This is a genomic window from Nocardia sp. CDC160, assembly GCF_035818795.1.
Classification (GTDB): domain Bacteria; phylum Actinomycetota; class Actinomycetes; order Mycobacteriales; family Mycobacteriaceae; genus Nocardia.
In genome coordinates, this window is the sequence record NZ_JAYKYT010000001.1 from 1,292,595 (window position 1) to 1,308,863 (window position 16,269).

Consider the following 16,269-nt stretch of genomic DNA (forward strand, 5'->3'; position numbering starts at 1 on the left):
AACTTCCCGTAACCCTTGTCAGAGAAGGCAACCCACTTCATGAACACCTCTCTTTCGCGCGCCCTCGTCACCGCCGCGGCCGCGTCCGGCCTGCTGCTGTCCGCGGCGGGCATCGCCTCCGCGCACGTGGTGGTGGACGCCCCGGGCGCGACCCAGGGCGGCTACGGCGTCGCCACCTTCCGGGTGCCGGACGAGTCCGACACCGCCTCCACCACCAAACTCACTGTCGCGCTGCCGAATCTGAAGAGCGCGCGCACCGAGCCGATCGCCGGATGGACCGCCACGGTCGAGAAGAACGCCCAGGGCGAGATCACCTCGGTCACCTGGACCGCCGCACCGGGCAACCCGGGCATCGCCCCCGGCCAGTTCCAGCGCTTCCCGCTGTCCATCGGCCCGCTGCCCAAGCAGGACAAGGTCAGCTTCAACGCCACCCAGACCTACAGCGACGGCAAGGTCGTCGAATGGAATCAGCCGATGAACGGCGACGGCTCCGAGCCCGAGCATCCCGCGCCGACGCTCACCCTGGCCAAGAGCAAGGGCGGCGATGACGACGCACCCGCCGCGGCCGACTCCGACACCTCCGACAAGGGCACCGACAACACCGCGCGCTGGCTCGGCGGCGTCGGCCTGGCGCTGGGCGCGCTGGGCGCGGCCCTCGGTCTGGGCAGCGTGCTGCGGGGACGCCGGTCATGACCCGCAAGCTGCTGGCCGGTCTGGTGACCGGCCTGCTCGCCCTCGGATTCGCGCTGCTGGGCGGCGGTGTCGCGAACGCGCACTCGGCGCCCATTTCGTCGAGCCCGGAGAACGGCTCCTCGATCGACACCTCGCCCGCGACGGTCAGCATCACGTTCAACGAGAACCTGCAGCCCGCCTACCCGTCCATGACGGTCACCGGTCCCGACAAGAACCTGTGGTCGAAGGGACAGCCGAAGGTGGAGGGACCGACCATCAGCATCGAGGTCGGTGAGCTGGGACCGGTCGGTGAGTACACCATCGCCTATCGCGTCACCTCCGCCGACGGGCACCCCGTCAGCGGTAAGCGGACCTTCACACTCACCAAGGCGGGCAATGGAACTCCCGGCCCGAAGGCCGACGCCAATGCCTCCTCCGGCGGCTCCGACGGCGGCGGCGTGCCGCTGTGGGTGTTCATCGTGGGCGCGGTGGTGCTCTTCGGCGGCGGCCTGGCCTTCGCCCTGTTCGGCGGACGGGGCAAGCAGCGCAAGTGAATCGGCCCGACCGCACCGATCGTCGCCGAGAGCGCGGGACGACCGGCGGCAGCAGCTCACCGAGATGGCTACTGCTGCTGGTCATCCCGGTCGCCCTCGACGGTGCGGCCCTGGCCTGGATCCTGGCCGGAAGCGATCCGGTCCAGGCCGAGGCCCCGGTGCGGGTGTTGGCCGACTGCGCGGGCGCGGCCGTGCTCGGGCTGGCGGCGCTGCCGCGACTGTGGCACCGGTTGGCACCGCGCTGGCGGCTGCTCACCCTGCTCGCCGCGGTCTGGGGGGCAATGGAATTCGGCATGCTGGTGCTGGAAGCCGCCGAGGTGCAGGGGGTCGCGGAACAGCGGATGAGCGCCGCGCAGTTCGGCGACTACCTGGCGCATGTGAGCGGCGGGCAGATCGGCATCGCCATTCTGCTCGGCTGCGGGGCCGTCACGGCCTACAGCGCCTTCGGTTTTCGCAATCCGGACCGCGCCAGCGCGGATCTGGTGCTGGTCTTCACGGCCGTGACGCTGACGCTGCGGCCGATCACCGGGCACATGTCCCAGCAGACCCTCGGCTCGGTGCTGGCGGCGGTGCACGCGCTGGCCGCGGCGGCCTGGTTCGGGGTGCTGCTGGCGCTGGCGCTGACCGTGCGCACCCGGGGCGAATGGGCGACGCTGCTGCCCCGATACTCGAATTGGGCGCTGCCGCTGGTGGTTACGGTGCTGTGCACCGGGGTGATCAACGGGCTGGTGCGGATCGGTGGGCTGTCGCCACTGGTGCATTCCGGATACGGGCGCATTCTGCTGGCGAAGACCGTGGTGCTGTGCCTGCTGGTCGTCACCGGTTGGTGGTGGCGGCGCACCTGGGTGCCGCGGGCCGCCGACCATCGGCTGACGGCGGACGCGTCACTGCGTCGCGCGATCGTGGAGGTGCTGGTGATGGCGCTGGTCTTCGGACTGGCCGGAACGCTGGCCATCACCGCCTGATAGATGGCATGCATCACAAGATCTGCGAATGAAATTGGAACCCGTTACTGTGGCGCGCATGACCGAAGTCAAGATCGTCGCAGACTGCGCCGCCTCGGCCGAATCCGCTTTCGCCTACGTCAACGATTACCGGCACCTGCCGAAATTCATCAATGAGATCAGCGCCTTCACGCCGCTGACCGATCAGGTCGAGGGGGTGGGCGCCACCTTCGACGGCACCATCGCGCTGGGTCCGATCACCCTGCATTCGACCATCCAGATCGTGCGGCACGAGCCCGGATACGCCATTGGCGTGAAGTCGATCAAGGGTTTCGAGATCGAATCCACCTTCCTCTTCCACGACAAGGGCGAGGAATCCTGCACGATCGACGCCATTGTCGACTACCGGGTGCCGGGCGGCATCGCGGGCAAGATCCTCGGCAAGACCATCGAGCCGTTCGTCAAGATCGCCGTGAAGAGCTCGACCCACAACCTGGTCACCCAGGTCTCCGAGTTCCACACCGTCCGCACCAACGCCTAGCTGCCCGGGGTCGCCAAAGCCGCCGACCCCTGTGTCCCCGGTCTCCATTCGACCTCCGTGACGTGCCGGAGGAATAGGCTCGAAGTGAGAGTTATTCGGCTTCGGGTTCGATGGAGAACCAGATGGAACCTCACTGGGCGGCAGCGTATTACCTCGCGAGTGATGCCGATCGAGAGCGGGCGATCGAGGCGCTCAAACAGAATTTTCAGGCCGGGCGGCTCACCGTCGAAGAGCTGTCGGATCGCATTGGGACGGCGCTGAACGCGCGAACCTTCGCGCAACTCGATGTGGTCATGGCCGGATTGCCGTGGCAGCGGGCCAGTCTGCCGGTCTATCCGAATATGCCGCCCTATTCTGCCGCGCCTTTGTATTACGCGCCCGCCGCGCCGCGTTCCAAGGGGATGGGGATCACCTCGTTCGTGCTCGCGGTGCTCGGCTTCTTCTGCGGGCTGACCGCGGTCCCGGCCGTGATCCTCGCACTGGTGGCGCTCACCGACGGCGAGCGGCGCGAGGACCGGGGCTTCGCCATCGCCGGGCTCGCGGTGTAAGTCATGTGGATGACGATCTTCGCCTGGGTGTTCTTCCGTTGAATCTCGCTGTGGCCCTTGCACCCTCACCATAGCCCCGGGCTAGGCCGAGACCGCGCGCTCGAACGCGCGCAGATCCGCCTCGGTCTGACGGAACAGCCAGTAGTCGCCCAGGAAGCCGAGCACGCCCACCACGCACAGGCCGTAGATCGGAACCAGCGCCAGCGACACCTCCTCGGCATTCAGGAAGATCAGGCTGGAGATGACGCCGATCAAGGGAATCGCCACCGCCACCGCCAGATACCGGGTGCAGCGGCGGCTCAGGGCATGCAGCGCGTCGCGATCGCGGGCCGTCTCCCCGTGGGTCAGCAGCCGCGGATAGAAGCAGCGCACCACGAAGAAGGTGACCACGAAGAACGGGTAGGCGACCGATATCGCGCCCGAAACCAGCATCGTCGCAACGAGATTCACAATGTGACCGGGCGGCGCACCGGTGAACACCACCAGCGCGATGGCCGATACCGCGGCCGCGAGCGCCCACCAGGCGAAGGCGACCAAGGCCACCCGGTCACCGTCGACGAGGGCGTCCCGGCGCGCTCGCGACAGCGCCACCGGATCGTAGACGCGGCCGCGCCGCACACCCCGCCAGACTATGAAGGCGCGGCGGCACAGATAGTTGGTCAGCACGACGGCGGCCGGAGTCGCGGTGAGCGCCAAGAGATTTCCGACCACCTGCAGCCGAGCCCGCTCCCCCGGCGAGAACCACAGCGCCCACAGCCCGTGATTGTGCAGGTTCGCGTAGGCCATTCCGAGCAGGTCGCCCAGGAAAGTAGCCACCGTGATCAGGGCCAGCAGCGACCACGGTCCGACCCGGGCCCGCCAGCTGTGCTCCGGCGGATCCACCAGATCGCGGGCGCGCTGATCCAGGCACAACTCCAGCTGCTGAGCCAGGGCCGCACCGGTCGGCCAGCGGTCCTCCCGGTCGGGGGCAAGGCATTTCAGCAGCACCCGGCGCAGCGTGGGCGGGCAGTCGGGCGGCAGGTCGTCGAGATAGCGCGGATCGATCTCGTGCCCGCGCAGCCGCAGCATGCGCTCCAGCGAGGACTCCGAATCGCCCGCGCGGTTCTCGTCGTCGAAGGGGCGACGGCCGGTGAGCAGCTCCCACAGCACCACGCCGAGGGCGTAGATATCGCTGCGGCCGTCGAGATCCTCGGCGGTTTCCGGCAATTGGGGATGACAGGCCGCCAATTGCTCGGGCGACATGTAGGCCAGGGAGCCGCCGAAGTAGGCCAACGGGCTGGTACCCGCCACGTGCAGGCTGAAACTGATATTGAAGTCCGCCAGCTTCGGGCTGCCGTCGGCGGTGAGCAGCACATTGGCGGGCTTGATGTCCCGGTGCAGCACCCCGTTGTCGGAGGCGTAGTCCAGGGCGCGGGCCAACCGACCGCCCAGCCACGCCACGGTTTCCGGCCAGGTCCGCTCCGCCACGGCGGCACGGGTGGGCGATTCGCCGGGTACCAGCCCGCCCTTGTCGCGCATGGCCGCGTCCACGGCCTCCAGCAGCAGCCCGCCGTCGCGCTCCCCCGGCTCCCGGGAACGCACCAGCGCCAATACCTTCGACAGGGTGCCGCCCGGAAGATATTGCATGTACAGCAGTTTCAGTTCCCGCTCGGCCAGCAGCCGCTGATCGAAGACCCGCACGATGTGCTCGTGGTCGAGCTGGGCCAGGGTCTCGGACTCGGTGCCGTGATTCTGCGAGATCTTCACCGCCACCAGGCGTTGCATGGACCGCTGCCGGGCCAGAAACACCCGCGCGAACGCGCCGCTGCCCAATTCCACCAGCAGATCGAAATCGTCCACCCGATCGCCGACCTCGATGCCCTCCAACGCGTGCTGGGCGCGCGGGCGGGCCAGCAGGGTGCTGCGGTAGTCGCGCTCGGCCCATTCGGTGGCGGCGGCCTCGGTCGGATAGCAGCTCACGTCCAGGGCGAAGCCGGAGCGACGCAGCGCGTGGAATTCCTCGTAGGCCAGATCCGGGGGCAGTGGGCCGGAACGCAATTCGTCGAATTCGGCTCGATACTCGGCGAGCCGTTTGGGGAAGTCGTAGCGGATCCAGCGATATTCCAGATCCACCTTGATCAGTTCGATGAGCGCGAGCCGCCGGATCTCCGGTGCGCGCGGCAGGAATTCGGCCAGCCGCGGCGGCGCGCCCGCGTCCTCCCACGCGGCGGTGAATCTCGCGATCACCGACGCCAGCAGGGAGCGGGTCTCGTCGACGGCACCCGAGTCGATCGCCGGTTCCACCTTCATGTCCTCCCCCGACCTGGACTCATCGGGTGCCGTCAGTATGCGCCCGCGACTCCGACTGCACGGTTGAATGCCTCTTGTGGATAGATCGCCGAGCAAGCACGGAGCGCATCGCGCCGACCGCACACGGCCGGTCGCGGGGCCACTAGAGTCGCGGTATGAGTGAGCAGTTTCCGGAACGGATCTGGGGTTCCCGCACGAGTCTCCTTGGCCGGATGGCCAGTTCGTTCGCCGCGACCAAGGTCGGCTCCGCGGTCGTGCGCGCGGTGACCCCGCTGGATCGGAAGGTGCTGGAGCGCACCGCGTGCAAGTACACCGTGCTCGGCCCGATCGGCGCGCCCGTCATCCTGCTCACCACCATCGGCCGCAAGTCCGGGCAGCCGCGCACCACACCCCTGCTGTATGTCCACGACGGCGACACGCTCTATGTGGTCGGCTCCAATTTCGGTCAGGCCCACCACCCGGCGTGGACGGGAAACCTGCTCGCCAATCCGGCCGCCGAGGTCACCATCGCGGGACAGCACATTCCGGTCACCGCCACCCTGGTCACCGATGAGGATCGCAAGCGGGCGATCTTCGAACGCTTCGAGGAGACCACCGAGGCGTACACCGCCTACCGCAATCGCACCGCCCGCGACTTGCGGATATTCGCCCTGACAAGATAGATCGCGTGACCGAATCCGCAGAGACCATCGCGACTGCCGACCTAGCCGACGAGATCGGCCCCAAGATCCGCAGCTGCGACACCCAGTTCATCCAGTTCGGTGGCCGCGAGGCGTTCTCCGGCCGCATCGTGACCATCAAGACGTTCCAGGACAACCTGCTGGTCAAGCAGACCCTCGGGACGCCCGGCGAGGGCCGCGTGCTGGTCGTGGACGGCGGCGCGAGCGTGCACACCGCGCTGGTCGGCGACATCATCGCGGGACGCGGCGTGGACAACGGCTGGGCCGGTGTCGTCGTCAACGGCGCGGTCCGCGACTCGGCCATCCTGCGCACCCTGCCCATCGGCATCAAGGCGCTGGGCACCAATCCGCGCAAGAGCACCCAGATCGAGGGCAATGCCGAGAAGGATGTGGTCGTCGAATTCGGCGGCGTCACCTTCGTGCCGGGCGAGATGCTCTACAGCGACCACGACGGCATCGTGGTGCGCAGCGAGAACTGAGAAAACTCTCGGGAAGTTCGCAGCGGCTGCGGGCGATCACCACCCAGAATGGGAACCCGTGTGCCTTCAGCCGCTCGTGACCCGGGCCTTGTGCCCGGCCAACGCCACCACATCCCCGGCGTGTAGCTGCCGCCCGCGGCGCAGCTCCACCTCGTCGTTGACGCGGACCAGGCCCTGGGCGATCACCGTTTTGGCTTCCGAACCGGAATCGATGAGGTTCGCCAGCTTCAGGAACTGGCCGAGTCGAATGACATCGTCCTCGATCGGGACATCGACAGGATCCGACATGGGGTACATCCTTACCCGCGGCCGCCCCGAGACCAAACGCCGCCCCCACCACCAGCCGCTCCACCGCGGCAATGACCATAGGCCGCACCGCGACAATGACCACCGGCCGCACCGCGGCGACGAGACACGAACCGGGTTCTGAGTGCACATGGGCAAGGGCAACATTCACACTGGTGCGGTGACTTCCACGCAGGACCGGCCGCAGCACGACTCCGACCCGAGACCGGAGCCGCGGTCGCCGGAGGTCCCGCATCGCGGGCACGGCCGCCTGCGCGAGGTACCGCACATCGCGGGCACCGCGCTGGGCGTCTTCTCCGTGCTCTGCTTCGCCTGGTCGATCTCGCCGGGCCTACGCTTCCTGACCTCGCACCTACGCCACTTCGTCGACACCTACTACTTCGACGCACCCGATACCTCGCTGGTGTGGGCGCTGGTGGTGGGGCTGCTCGCGGGCGCGACCGCGAGCCGCAAGCGCATCGCCTGGTGGCTGCTGATCGGCTACATGGCGGCCTACGCCCTGGCCAATTCCCTCGACTTCGCCTCCGAGGGCGACGTCAACGCCTTGGTGGCGTTGATCGTTCACCTCGTGGTGATCGGCGTGCTCATCGCGTCGTGGCCGGAGTTCTACACCCACGTCCAGCGCGGCGCGGTATGGCGCGCACTGGGCGTGCTCGTCGGCGGGCTGACGCTGGGCTGCCTGGTCGGCTGGGGTCTGGTCGAGCTGTTCCCGCACACCCTGCCCGATCACACCGAACGCGCGCTGTGGGCGGTGTCGCGGGTGACCGGCGCGATCCTGGTCTCCAACGACGATTTCGACGGCCGCGCCCCGCATCCGGTGAACCTGCTGCTCGGCCTGTTCGGCGCGATCGCGCTGCTGGCCGCGGTGATCACGCTGTTCCGCTCGCAGCGCTCCTCCAACGCGCTGACCGGGCTCGACGAATCCGCCATTCGCGGGCTGCTGGAACGCTCCGACGTCGAGGACTCGCTGGGCTACTTCGCCACCCGCCGCGACAAGGCCGTGGTCTTCGCGCCCAATGGCAAGGCGGCGCTGACCTACCGCGTCGAACTCGGCGTCTGCCTGGCCTCGGGCGACCCGATCGGGCAGAAGGAGTCCTGGCCACACGCCATCGACGCCTGGCTGCGGCTGGCCGACCAATACGGTTGGGCCCCGGCCGTCATGGGCGCGAGCGAACTCGGCGCGACCGCCTACCGGCGGGCCGGACTCTCGGCGCTGCGCCTGGGCGACGAGGCCATCCTCGAGACCCGCAACTTCTCCCTCGCGGGCGCGGAGATGAAACCGGTCCGGCAGGCCGCCAACCGACTCGCCAAGCAGGGCATCACGGTTCGCGTCCGCCGCCACAAGGAGATCTCCGCCGAGGAGATGCAGGACGTCATGCGCCGCGCGGCCGCCTGGCGCGACACCGAGACCGAACGCGGCTTCTCCATGGCGCTGGACCGACTCGGCGATCCCCTCGACGGCGACTGCCTGCTGGTCGAGGCGGTGGCCCCGAACGGGCAGGTGCTCGGCATGCTGTCGCTGGTCCCGTGGGGCCGCACCGGCGTCTCCCTCGACCTCATGCGCCGCGACCGCACCGGCCCCAACGGGCTCATGGAACTGATGATCTCGCGGCTGGCGCTGAACTCCGACCAGTACGGCATCACCCGAATCTCGTTGAACTTCGCGGTCTTCCGCGCGGTCTTCGAGGAGGGCGGCCGGATCGGCGCGGGACCCGTGCTGCGCCTGTGGCGCGGCGTGCTCATGTTCTTCTCCCGCTGGTACCAGCTCGAGGCGCTGTACCGCTCGAACGTGAAATACCAGCCCGAATGGGTGCCGCGCTTCTCGCTGTTCGAGGAGCGCCGCCACCTGCTGCGGGTGGCCATGGCCAGCGCCCTGGCCGAGGGGTTCCTGCCCCGCATCGGCCGCGACCACGACGCCTCCGCGCACACCGGTCTGCGACCGTCGGTGCCGCCCACCATGACCGGGCTGCACGCCGACGGCAGCACCCCCGACCTGCCACCCGAGGAACTCGAGGAGACCGGCCCGCGCCGCCCCGAACAGGTGCGGGTGCGCATGGACAAGCTGGAGAAACTCCAGGAATCCGGCGTCGAGGCCTATCCGGTCGCCTACCCGCCCACCCACACGGTGGACGCCGCGCGCCACTCCCCGCAGGGCACCACGGTGCGAGTCTGCGGGCGGCTGTTGCGGATTCGCGATTACGGCGGCGTCATCTTCGCCGTGCTGCGCGACTGGTCCGGCGACATCCAGCTGCTCATCGACCGCGGCCGGGTGGGCGCGGAACGCAGCCGGGAGTTCACCGAGTACTTCGACCTCGGCGACCTCATCGAGGTGAGCGGTCAGATCGGGCGCAGCCGCCGCGGCGAACTGTCGCTGCTGGCGCAGGACTGGCGGATGATCGGCAAATGCCTGCACCCGCTGCCGGACAAGTGGAAGGGTCTGGCCGACCCGGAAGCCCGCGTGCGCCAACGGTATGTCGACATGGCCATCAACACCGACATCCGCGAGGTGATGACCAAGCGCAGCGCCGTGGTGCGCTCCCTGCGGGACACGTTGCACGGCTGGGGATTCCTGGAGGTCGAGACCCCCGTGCTGCAGCAGGTGCACGGCGGCGCCAACGCCACCCCGTTCACCACCCACATCAACGCCTACGACCTGGACCTGTACCTGCGCATCGCCCCCGAGCTGTACCTCAAGCGACTGTGCGTGGGCGGCATGGAGAAGGTCTTCGAACTCGGCCGCGTCTTCCGCAACGAGGGCGTGGACTACAGCCACAATCCCGAGTTCACCATCCTGGAAGCCTATGAGGCGCACAGTGATTACGAGCGCATGATGCACGCGTGCCGCCAGCTCATCCAGGAGGCCGCGCTGGCCGCCAACGGCAAGATGGTGGCGCTGCGGCCGGGACCCGACGGCGGCGTCGTCGAGGTGGACATCTCCGGCGACTGGCCGGTCAAGACCGTGCACGGGGCGGTCTCCGACGCCATCGGCGAGACCATCACCCCCGAGACCGACGCCGAACGGCTGCGGCTGCTCTGCGAGAAGGCGGGCGTGCCGTTCCAATTGGGTTGGGACGAAGGGCAGCTCGTGCTCGAGATGTACGAGCACCTGGTGGAGTCGGCGACCCAGGAGCCCACCTTCTACATCGACTTCCCCACCTCCGTCTCCCCGCTCACCCGCGCCCACCGGCACGTCCGCGGCGTCACCGAGCGCTGGGACCTGGTGGCCTGGGGCGTCGAATTGGCCACCGCCTACAGCGAATTGACCGATCCGGTGGAGCAGCGCCGCCGCCTCACCGAACAGTCCATGCTGGCCGCGGGCGGTGACCCGGAGGCCATGGAACTCGACGAGGACTTCCTGCAGGCCCTCGAACACGCCATGCCGCCCACCGGCGGTCTCGGCGTCGGCGTGGACCGGGTGGTCATGCTGCTGATCGGGCGCAGCATTCGCGAAACCCTGCCGTTCCCGCTGGTGAAACCCCGTAACGCGGCCCTGTGATTCCGGGCAAGACCGGGGAAAACCCTGATTGCCGGGGCCGAATCGCCAGCTAATCTGGGACTCGGCCCGGCGTCGGGCACATCGGACGATTGGGGGAATCCCATGTACTACCTAGATCTCATGACCCAGGCGACGCTGCTGGACCATCACGTGTGGACCCACCCGGACACCTGGAACGCCGCCCTCGAGAACACCGCGGCCCGACGCTCCAGCGGTCGGCGCGGCATGGGCTTCTGGGGCTTCCTCGGGGTCTGCTGCATCGGCATCGTGGTGCTGGTGCTGGGCATCGTCTATCTGATGCGCCGCCGGAACAACTGACCCCGACAGGCCGGTGCGGGCGGGGTACGGCACAGTGGTGCTGTGCAGTTGATCCTCGTCCGCCATGCCCAGCCGGAACGCCTCGTGGGATCCACCGGCCCGGCCGACCCGGATCTCACCGCCCTCGGCGTCGAACAGGCGGGCCGCGTCCCCGCCGCCCTGGCCCAGCACCGGATCGCGCGGATCGTGAGCAGCCCGCAGCTGCGGGCGCGCGAAACCGCCCGGCCCACCGCGGAGAAGCTGGGGCTGGACATCGAAATCCTCGACGGGCTGGCCGAATACGATCGCGACCTGCCCCTGTACATCCCGATCGAGGACGCCCAGCGGGAATTCCGCGAGACCTACGAGCGCATCAAGGCCGGATACCTGCCCGAGCAGATCGACGGCGCGGCCTTCGTGCGCCGCGTGTACGCCGCCGTCGACGGCATTGTCGCGGCCGCCGATCCCGGTGAGACCGTGCTGGTGTTCGCGCACGGTGGCGTGATCAATGTGCTGCTGCAGGACGTGCTCGGCCTGGCCCGGCCGCTCACCTTCCCCATCGACTACTGCTCGATCACCCGAATCCTGTACTCACGCACCGGCACCCGCACCGCGGCCACCATCAACGAGAACGGCCACGTCTGGGACCTGCTGCCGCGCGCGCAGCGCCCACGGACCTGAGCCACGGCCCCTACCGAAAGCCGCTCCCGCTTCGAAGCACATCCCCCAAAGCTCTTGGGGAACACCAACTTCTCACTTCTCGCACCGAGGGCCGCTCCCGTCAGGGAGCGGCCCTCGAGATCAAGAGTCCTTCTTACGCGTTGGTGGCGATCCAGTTGTGCATCCAGGTGAGGGCGGTCTGGCCGCCGCCGACCTGGTAGCTGCCGTAGCTGGTGTGGGTGCCGCTGCGGTAGAACTGCTCGAGCTGGTGGGCGTACTCGCTGTCGGTGCCCTCGGCCAGCTGCGCCTGCAGCGTCGGCAGACCGCCCTGGGCCATCAGGTCGTTGATGATCGACCCGAGCTGCAGCTGGGTCTGCCAGGGGTTGAAGTTGTTCGGGTTGCTGGCCTGCGCCAGGAAGCCCGCGAAGCGGGTGACGAAGTCGGTCTGCTCGGTGGAGCAGTACAGATCGCCGATGGCGCACACGGTCCGCACCTTGTCGCTGACCCAGCCGAAGCCGCCCACGCGCGCCCCGGCCGCACCCGTACCCGGGGCGATCGCACCGATCTGGGCGTCGCTGGGTGAACGGCTCGGATCGGAGATCAGCGCCACGGCCGCGATGCGATCCGGCGGGACCACGCCGTGGCCCGTGCCGATCTCGGCGGCGAGGTCACCGGCCGCGTGGGCACCCTGGCTGTAGCCGGTGATGGCGATCTTGGTGCCCGGGCACCGCTCGCCCATGGCCTGCACCAGGCCGCGGGCATTGTCGACGGCTTCCTTCTTGGATTCGGCGTAAACCGCACCCTCCCAAGGGAAGGCGCGGGCCGCGTAGGTCACATAGTCGACCTCACCGGGCAAGCCATTGGTTACCGCGGCCAGCATGCCGGGCTTGGGATCCTGGTCGTGACCGGTTTCCCAGGTGCCCGGAATGGCCACCGTGTAGAGCGACGGGCACCCGGCGCCCGGGTCGGCCGTAACGGGACCGCTGCCCAGGACGATTCCCGACATGAGCACGCTCGCCGCTGCCCCCGCAGCCGCGACAACATTCTTCAACCGCATACTGCTCCAGTTCACGCTTTGTGCCGGGACCTCTTGCTCGTCCCGATTCCCGATCATGGTGCGATCGCCGGATGACAGTCCGGTGCACTGCGGGTTAACCCAGGTAACCGCCCCGTATGAGTTGCCCGAAACAGACCGTTTGACGAGATCAGCGACACACCGCCGACAAGCATAAAGGGGCCTATGCAGCCGTGCCATACGAGTTCGCGAACTCGTCCGATTTCCGGATCGAAGTTCGTCTCCCGGCCAACTTCCGGCACTCAGTTCTGTAATGCCGCCTCGAGCATCGGCCAGGACCGATGCAGCGCGTCCTGCCAGTACGGCCACGAATGCGTTCCGGCAGGCCGGAATTCGATGTCGGCGGGGATGCCGAGCTCGGTCAGACGGTCGGCGAGGCGATGGGTGCAGCCATTGGTGGCGGCCTCGATGGTGCCGCCCAGGATCAGCCGATCGACCAGCGTGGCCGGACGCCCGGCGATCGCCGGTGCGTCGAGGGTGTCGAACTCGCCGGGCAACCCGGTCGAGCTGGAGATGAACAGTGCCTTGCCGCGCAGACCCTCGGCATTGAGGACCGCGTCGTGCTCCTGCCAGGCAGGGTCGTCCGGGTCACCCCACATATTGCGGATGTCGGCGTCGCCGCGGTCGAGGACCTGCTTGATGTACTGGCGACTGGTCGGGTCGGCGGTGCTGGCGCAGCCGCTGTAGGAGCCGACCGCTCGATACAGATCGGGGGCGTGAATGGCCAGATCCAAGGCCGCGCTCGCGGACATGGAAACGCCCGCAATCGCATTCGCACCCGAGGTGTGCAGCGCCGAATCGATGAGGGGCGGGAGTTCCGAAGTCAGGAAGGTCTGCCATTTGTAGCGACCGAGTTTCGGGTCGTCACGTTCCCAATCGGTGTAATAGGAGAATTTCCCACCGACCGGCGACACCACATTCACATTCTTGTCCGCGAAGAAATGCACGATATCGGTCTGCCGGTACCAGGTGGCCGAATCCTCGCCGCCGCCCGCGCCATTGAGCAGATACAGCGTGGGCCGGGGCACGCTGTTGTCGTACGGGGTGATCACCTGCAGCGTGATCGCCCGATCCATGGCGGCCGAGTAGACGGTGATCTCCTCCTGCCGCTGACCGGGCCGATCGATCGAAATCAGGTGGGCCCCGGCGGGATCCGCCACGGCCGTACCGATGCTCCCGGACGACAGGGTCGCGGTGAGCGCGAGCGCCGACAGCGCGGCCAGCGCCGCGAGTTTACGGGTGAACATCGTTGTCCTATCGATCGATTCGGCCCGGGGCCGCACTCAGCTGCCGATGTACTTGCGGATCGCGTCCGAGAGGATCGTGCTCAGCGAACCGGTCGAGCTGAGCTGGCCGTCGGCCGAGCCGAGACCGTTGTTGCCGAGGCTGCCCAGCACGTCCTCGCCGACGGTGTTGGCGCGGGCGGTGAAGCAGGCGGTCAGGTTGGGCAGTTCGTTGCTCACCCCGACCGTGCCCGCGACGCCGACGCCACCGCTGGTGACCTGTTGGCCCGCGGAGAGATTCGTGGGCACCGGGTAGGTGATGGTGTAGGTCAGCGGGTTGCCGGAGTTCACGAACCAGCCCGTATTGGTGACCTTCCAGCCGCCCGCGTTGGGCTCGGGGGTGACGTCCTCGGTGCGCTCGCCGAGCGCCGCGTGGTAGGCGGTGATGGTGGCCTTGGTCGGGGCGGCGAAGCCGGAGGGCGGGAAGTCGGTGATGGTGTTGACGTACGGATTGCCGATGCCCGTGGTGCCGATGACGATCTTGTAGGTCACGGTGGTGCCGACGCCGATCGAGTCCAGATTGGCGGACTTGTCGTAGGTCATCGTGATGCCCAGCGTGCTGATGTCGTTCTTGGTGGCGTGCGAGCTGATGGCACAGGTCCCATCCGCTGACGCGACTCCGGTTTCCAGAGTGGTGACGCTCAGGCCCGCGGAGACCAGGGCGGCGGCGCTGATGATCGCGGCCGCGCGGCGGTTACGGAACATATTTCTCCTCCAAGTGTCCCGGCAGGTTCTCGGGACCGATCCAGACTTACCGAGCGCTGCGGACGACTCGGAGGTGGATTCCACACGGGGAGTAAGTAAACAGGTGTAACTGGGCCGCTGTCCAGGTTTTGGAAAAACTACTGACTAGTTCTTATTTCACATGCGTTTCGGTCATGAGAAAAGCGCCCCCGGACCGAAGTCCGAGGGCGCTCTTCAGGTTTCAGCTCAGTGCTGATTCACCGATCGACTCAGCGCTGGGCGACCATGGTCGGGGTGATCGGGGACGGCAGCGCCGTCTCACCCTCCAGGTACTTGTCCACCGCGGCGGCCGCGGCGCGACCCTCGGCGATGGCCCACACGATGAGCGACTGGCCGCGGCCCATGTCACCGGCGACGAAGACGCCGGGAACCGTGGTGGCCCAGTCCTTGTCGCGCATGACATTGCCGCGCTGGTCGTAGCCCACGCCCAGACCCTCGAGCAGACCGTGCTTCTGCGGTCCGACGAAGCCCATGGCCAGCAGCACCAGATCGGCCTCGAGGGTGAAGTCGGTGCCCTCGACCTTCTCGAAGCGACCGTTGACCATGGTCACCTCGTGCGCCTGCAGCCCGGTGACCTTGCCGTCGGCACCGATGAAACGCTCGGTGTTGACGGAGAACACGCGCTCGCCGCCCTCCTCGTGGGCCGAGGAGACGCGGTACATGAGCGGGTAGGTCGGCCACGGGGTGGACGCGGCGCGCTCCTCCGGCGGACGCGGCATGATCTCGAACTGGTGGACCGACGCCGCGCCCTGCCGGTGCGAGGTGCCCAGGCAGTCCGCGCCGGTGTCACCGCCACCGATGATGACGACCTTCTTGCCCTTCGCGTTGATGCGCGGCAGGCCGTTCTCGTCGGTGATCGGGTCGCCCAGCTGCACGCGGTTGGCCAGCGGCAGGAACTCCATGGCCTGGTGGATGCCGTCCAGATCGCGGCCCGGGATGGGCAGGTCGCGCGCGATGGTCGCGCCACCGGCCAGCACCACCGCGTCGAACTGCTCGCGCAGCTGCTCGGCGGTGATGTCCACGCCCACGTTCACGCCGGTCTTGAAGATGGTGCCCTCGGCCTCCATCTGCGCCAGACGGCGGTCGATGAAGCGCTTCTCCATCTTGAATTCCGGGATGCCGTAGCGCAGCAGGCCGCCGATGCGGTCGTCGCGCTCGAACACGGTGACGGTGTGGCCCGCGCGGGTCAGCTGCTGGGCGGCGGCCAGACCGGCAGGTCCGGAACCGACCACGGCGACGCGCTTTCCGGTGAGGCGGGTCGGGTAGACCGGGGTGACCCAGCCCTCGTCGAAACCGTTCTCGATGATCTCGACCTCGACCTGCTTGATGGTCACCGGATCCTGGTTGATGCCCAGGACGCAGGACGCCTCGCACGGAGCCGGGCACAGGCGGCCGGTGAACTCCGGGAAGTTGTTGGTCGCGTGCAGACGGTCGAAGCCTTCCTTCCACGCGCCCTTGTACACCAGGTCGTTCCACTCGGGAATCAGGTTCCCGAGCGGGCAGCCGTTGTGGCAGAACGGAATACCGCAGTCCATGCAGCGGCTGGCCTGGGTCTGGAGGGTCTCGTGGGAGAACTTGTCCTCGTAGACCTCCTTCCAGTCCAGCAGGCGAAGCGGCACCGGGCGGCGCTTCGGCAGTTCCCGGCTGGTGTGCTTCAGGAAGCCTTGTGCGTCACCCATTTACGTACTCCTGGTTAGTGCA

At 68.0% G+C, this 16,269-nt stretch carries 16 protein-coding genes; 10 read left to right on the forward strand and 6 right to left on the reverse strand.

The window, feature by feature from the left end:
• Nucleotides 1-39: 39 nt before the first annotated feature.
• The 5 genes from VMT40_RS05760 to VMT40_RS05780 all read left to right on the forward strand — a co-directional run bounded on the left by VMT40_RS05760 (nt 40) and on the right by VMT40_RS05780 (nt 3,259).
• Nucleotides 40-693 carry a YcnI family copper-binding membrane protein gene (locus VMT40_RS05760; protein ID WP_326356880.1) on the forward strand — a complete coding sequence of 218 codons (654 nt, stop codon included), beginning with the start codon at nt 40-42 and terminating at the stop codon, nt 691-693.
• Nucleotides 690-1,226: a copper resistance CopC family protein gene (locus VMT40_RS05765; RefSeq protein WP_326356881.1), complete on the forward strand. Its 537-nt coding sequence runs from the start codon at nt 690-692 to the stop codon at nt 1,224-1,226. Before VMT40_RS05760 ends, VMT40_RS05765 begins: the two co-directional genes overlap by 4 nt.
• A complete protein-coding gene (locus VMT40_RS05770) occupies nt 1,223-2,191 on the forward strand; it encodes a copper resistance D family protein (RefSeq protein WP_326356882.1) in 969 nt (322 codons plus the stop codon). The genes VMT40_RS05765 and VMT40_RS05770 overlap by 4 nt, the downstream gene beginning before the upstream one ends.
• A gap of 58 nt (nt 2,192-2,249) precedes the next feature.
• Nucleotides 2,250-2,711: an SRPBCC family protein gene (locus VMT40_RS05775; protein ID WP_326356883.1), complete on the forward strand. Its 462-nt coding sequence runs from the start codon at nt 2,250-2,252 to the stop codon at nt 2,709-2,711.
• A 122-nt stretch (nt 2,712-2,833) separates the two neighbouring features.
• Nucleotides 2,834-3,259: a DUF1707 and DUF4190 domain-containing protein gene (locus VMT40_RS05780; protein WP_326356884.1), complete on the forward strand. Its 426-nt coding sequence runs from the start codon at nt 2,834-2,836 to the stop codon at nt 3,257-3,259.
• Nucleotides 3,260-3,340: 81 nt separating this feature from the next.
• On the opposite strand, the gene VMT40_RS05785 is transcribed toward VMT40_RS05780, so the two are convergent.
• Nucleotides 3,341-5,548 carry a serine/threonine-protein kinase gene (locus VMT40_RS05785; protein ID WP_326356885.1) on the reverse strand — a complete coding sequence of 736 codons (2,208 nt, stop codon included), beginning with the start codon at nt 5,546-5,548 and terminating at the stop codon, nt 3,341-3,343.
• A gap of 155 nt (nt 5,549-5,703) precedes the next feature.
• On the opposite strand from VMT40_RS05785, the gene VMT40_RS05790 reads away from it, so the two are divergent.
• Nucleotides 5,704-6,210: a nitroreductase/quinone reductase family protein gene (locus VMT40_RS05790; protein ID WP_326356886.1), complete on the forward strand. Its 507-nt coding sequence runs from the start codon at nt 5,704-5,706 to the stop codon at nt 6,208-6,210.
• Between the two features lie 5 nt (nt 6,211-6,215).
• A complete protein-coding gene (gene rraA, locus VMT40_RS05795) occupies nt 6,216-6,707 on the forward strand; it encodes a ribonuclease E activity regulator RraA (RefSeq protein ID WP_326356887.1) in 492 nt (163 codons plus the stop codon).
• Between the two features lie 66 nt (nt 6,708-6,773).
• Here rraA and VMT40_RS05800 read toward each other — a convergent pair whose 3' ends face one another.
• Complete coding sequence (locus VMT40_RS05800) at nt 6,774-6,995, reverse strand: RNA-binding S4 domain-containing protein (protein ID WP_040802261.1); 222 nt, start codon at nt 6,993-6,995, stop codon at nt 6,774-6,776.
• Between the two features lie 178 nt (nt 6,996-7,173).
• Here VMT40_RS05800 and lysX point away from each other — a divergent pair, with 178 nt between their 5' ends.
• The 3 genes from lysX (at nt 7,174) to VMT40_RS05815 (ending at nt 11,487) form a co-directional block, all read left to right on the forward strand.
• The gene (gene lysX / locus VMT40_RS05805; RefSeq protein WP_442789911.1) at nt 7,174-10,509 is read left to right on the forward strand and encodes a bifunctional lysylphosphatidylglycerol synthetase/lysine--tRNA ligase LysX; all 3,336 of its coding nucleotides are present in this window, start codon (nt 7,174-7,176) and stop codon (nt 10,507-10,509) included.
• A 102-nt stretch (nt 10,510-10,611) separates the two neighbouring features.
• Nucleotides 10,612-10,827 (forward strand): hypothetical protein, encoded by a 216-nt coding sequence (locus VMT40_RS05810; RefSeq protein ID WP_326356888.1) that lies wholly within the window; start codon nt 10,612-10,614, stop codon nt 10,825-10,827.
• A gap of 42 nt (nt 10,828-10,869) precedes the next feature.
• Complete coding sequence (locus tag VMT40_RS05815) at nt 10,870-11,487, forward strand: histidine phosphatase family protein (RefSeq protein ID WP_326356889.1); 618 nt, start codon at nt 10,870-10,872, stop codon at nt 11,485-11,487.
• Nucleotides 11,488-11,620: 133 nt separating this feature from the next.
• Here VMT40_RS05815 and VMT40_RS05820 read toward each other — a convergent pair whose 3' ends face one another.
• The 4 genes from VMT40_RS05820 to VMT40_RS05835 all read right to left on the reverse strand — a co-directional run bounded on the left by VMT40_RS05820 (nt 11,621) and on the right by VMT40_RS05835 (nt 16,247).
• Nucleotides 11,621-12,523 carry a cutinase family protein gene (locus tag VMT40_RS05820; RefSeq protein ID WP_326356890.1) on the reverse strand — a complete coding sequence of 301 codons (903 nt, stop codon included), beginning with the start codon at nt 12,521-12,523 and terminating at the stop codon, nt 11,621-11,623.
• Between the two features lie 260 nt (nt 12,524-12,783).
• Nucleotides 12,784-13,788, reverse strand: coding sequence for an alpha/beta hydrolase (locus tag VMT40_RS05825; protein WP_326356891.1), 1,005 nt, complete (start codon nt 13,786-13,788; stop codon nt 12,784-12,786).
• A 36-nt stretch (nt 13,789-13,824) separates the two neighbouring features.
• On the reverse strand, nt 13,825-14,529 hold the full coding sequence (locus VMT40_RS05830; RefSeq protein ID WP_326356892.1) for a hypothetical protein: 705 nt from the start codon (nt 14,527-14,529) through the stop codon (nt 13,825-13,827).
• A 248-nt stretch (nt 14,530-14,777) separates the two neighbouring features.
• Nucleotides 14,778-16,247 carry a glutamate synthase subunit beta gene (locus tag VMT40_RS05835; protein WP_326356893.1) on the reverse strand — a complete coding sequence of 490 codons (1,470 nt, stop codon included), beginning with the start codon at nt 16,245-16,247 and terminating at the stop codon, nt 14,778-14,780.
• Nucleotides 16,248-16,269: the final 22 nt, after the last annotated feature.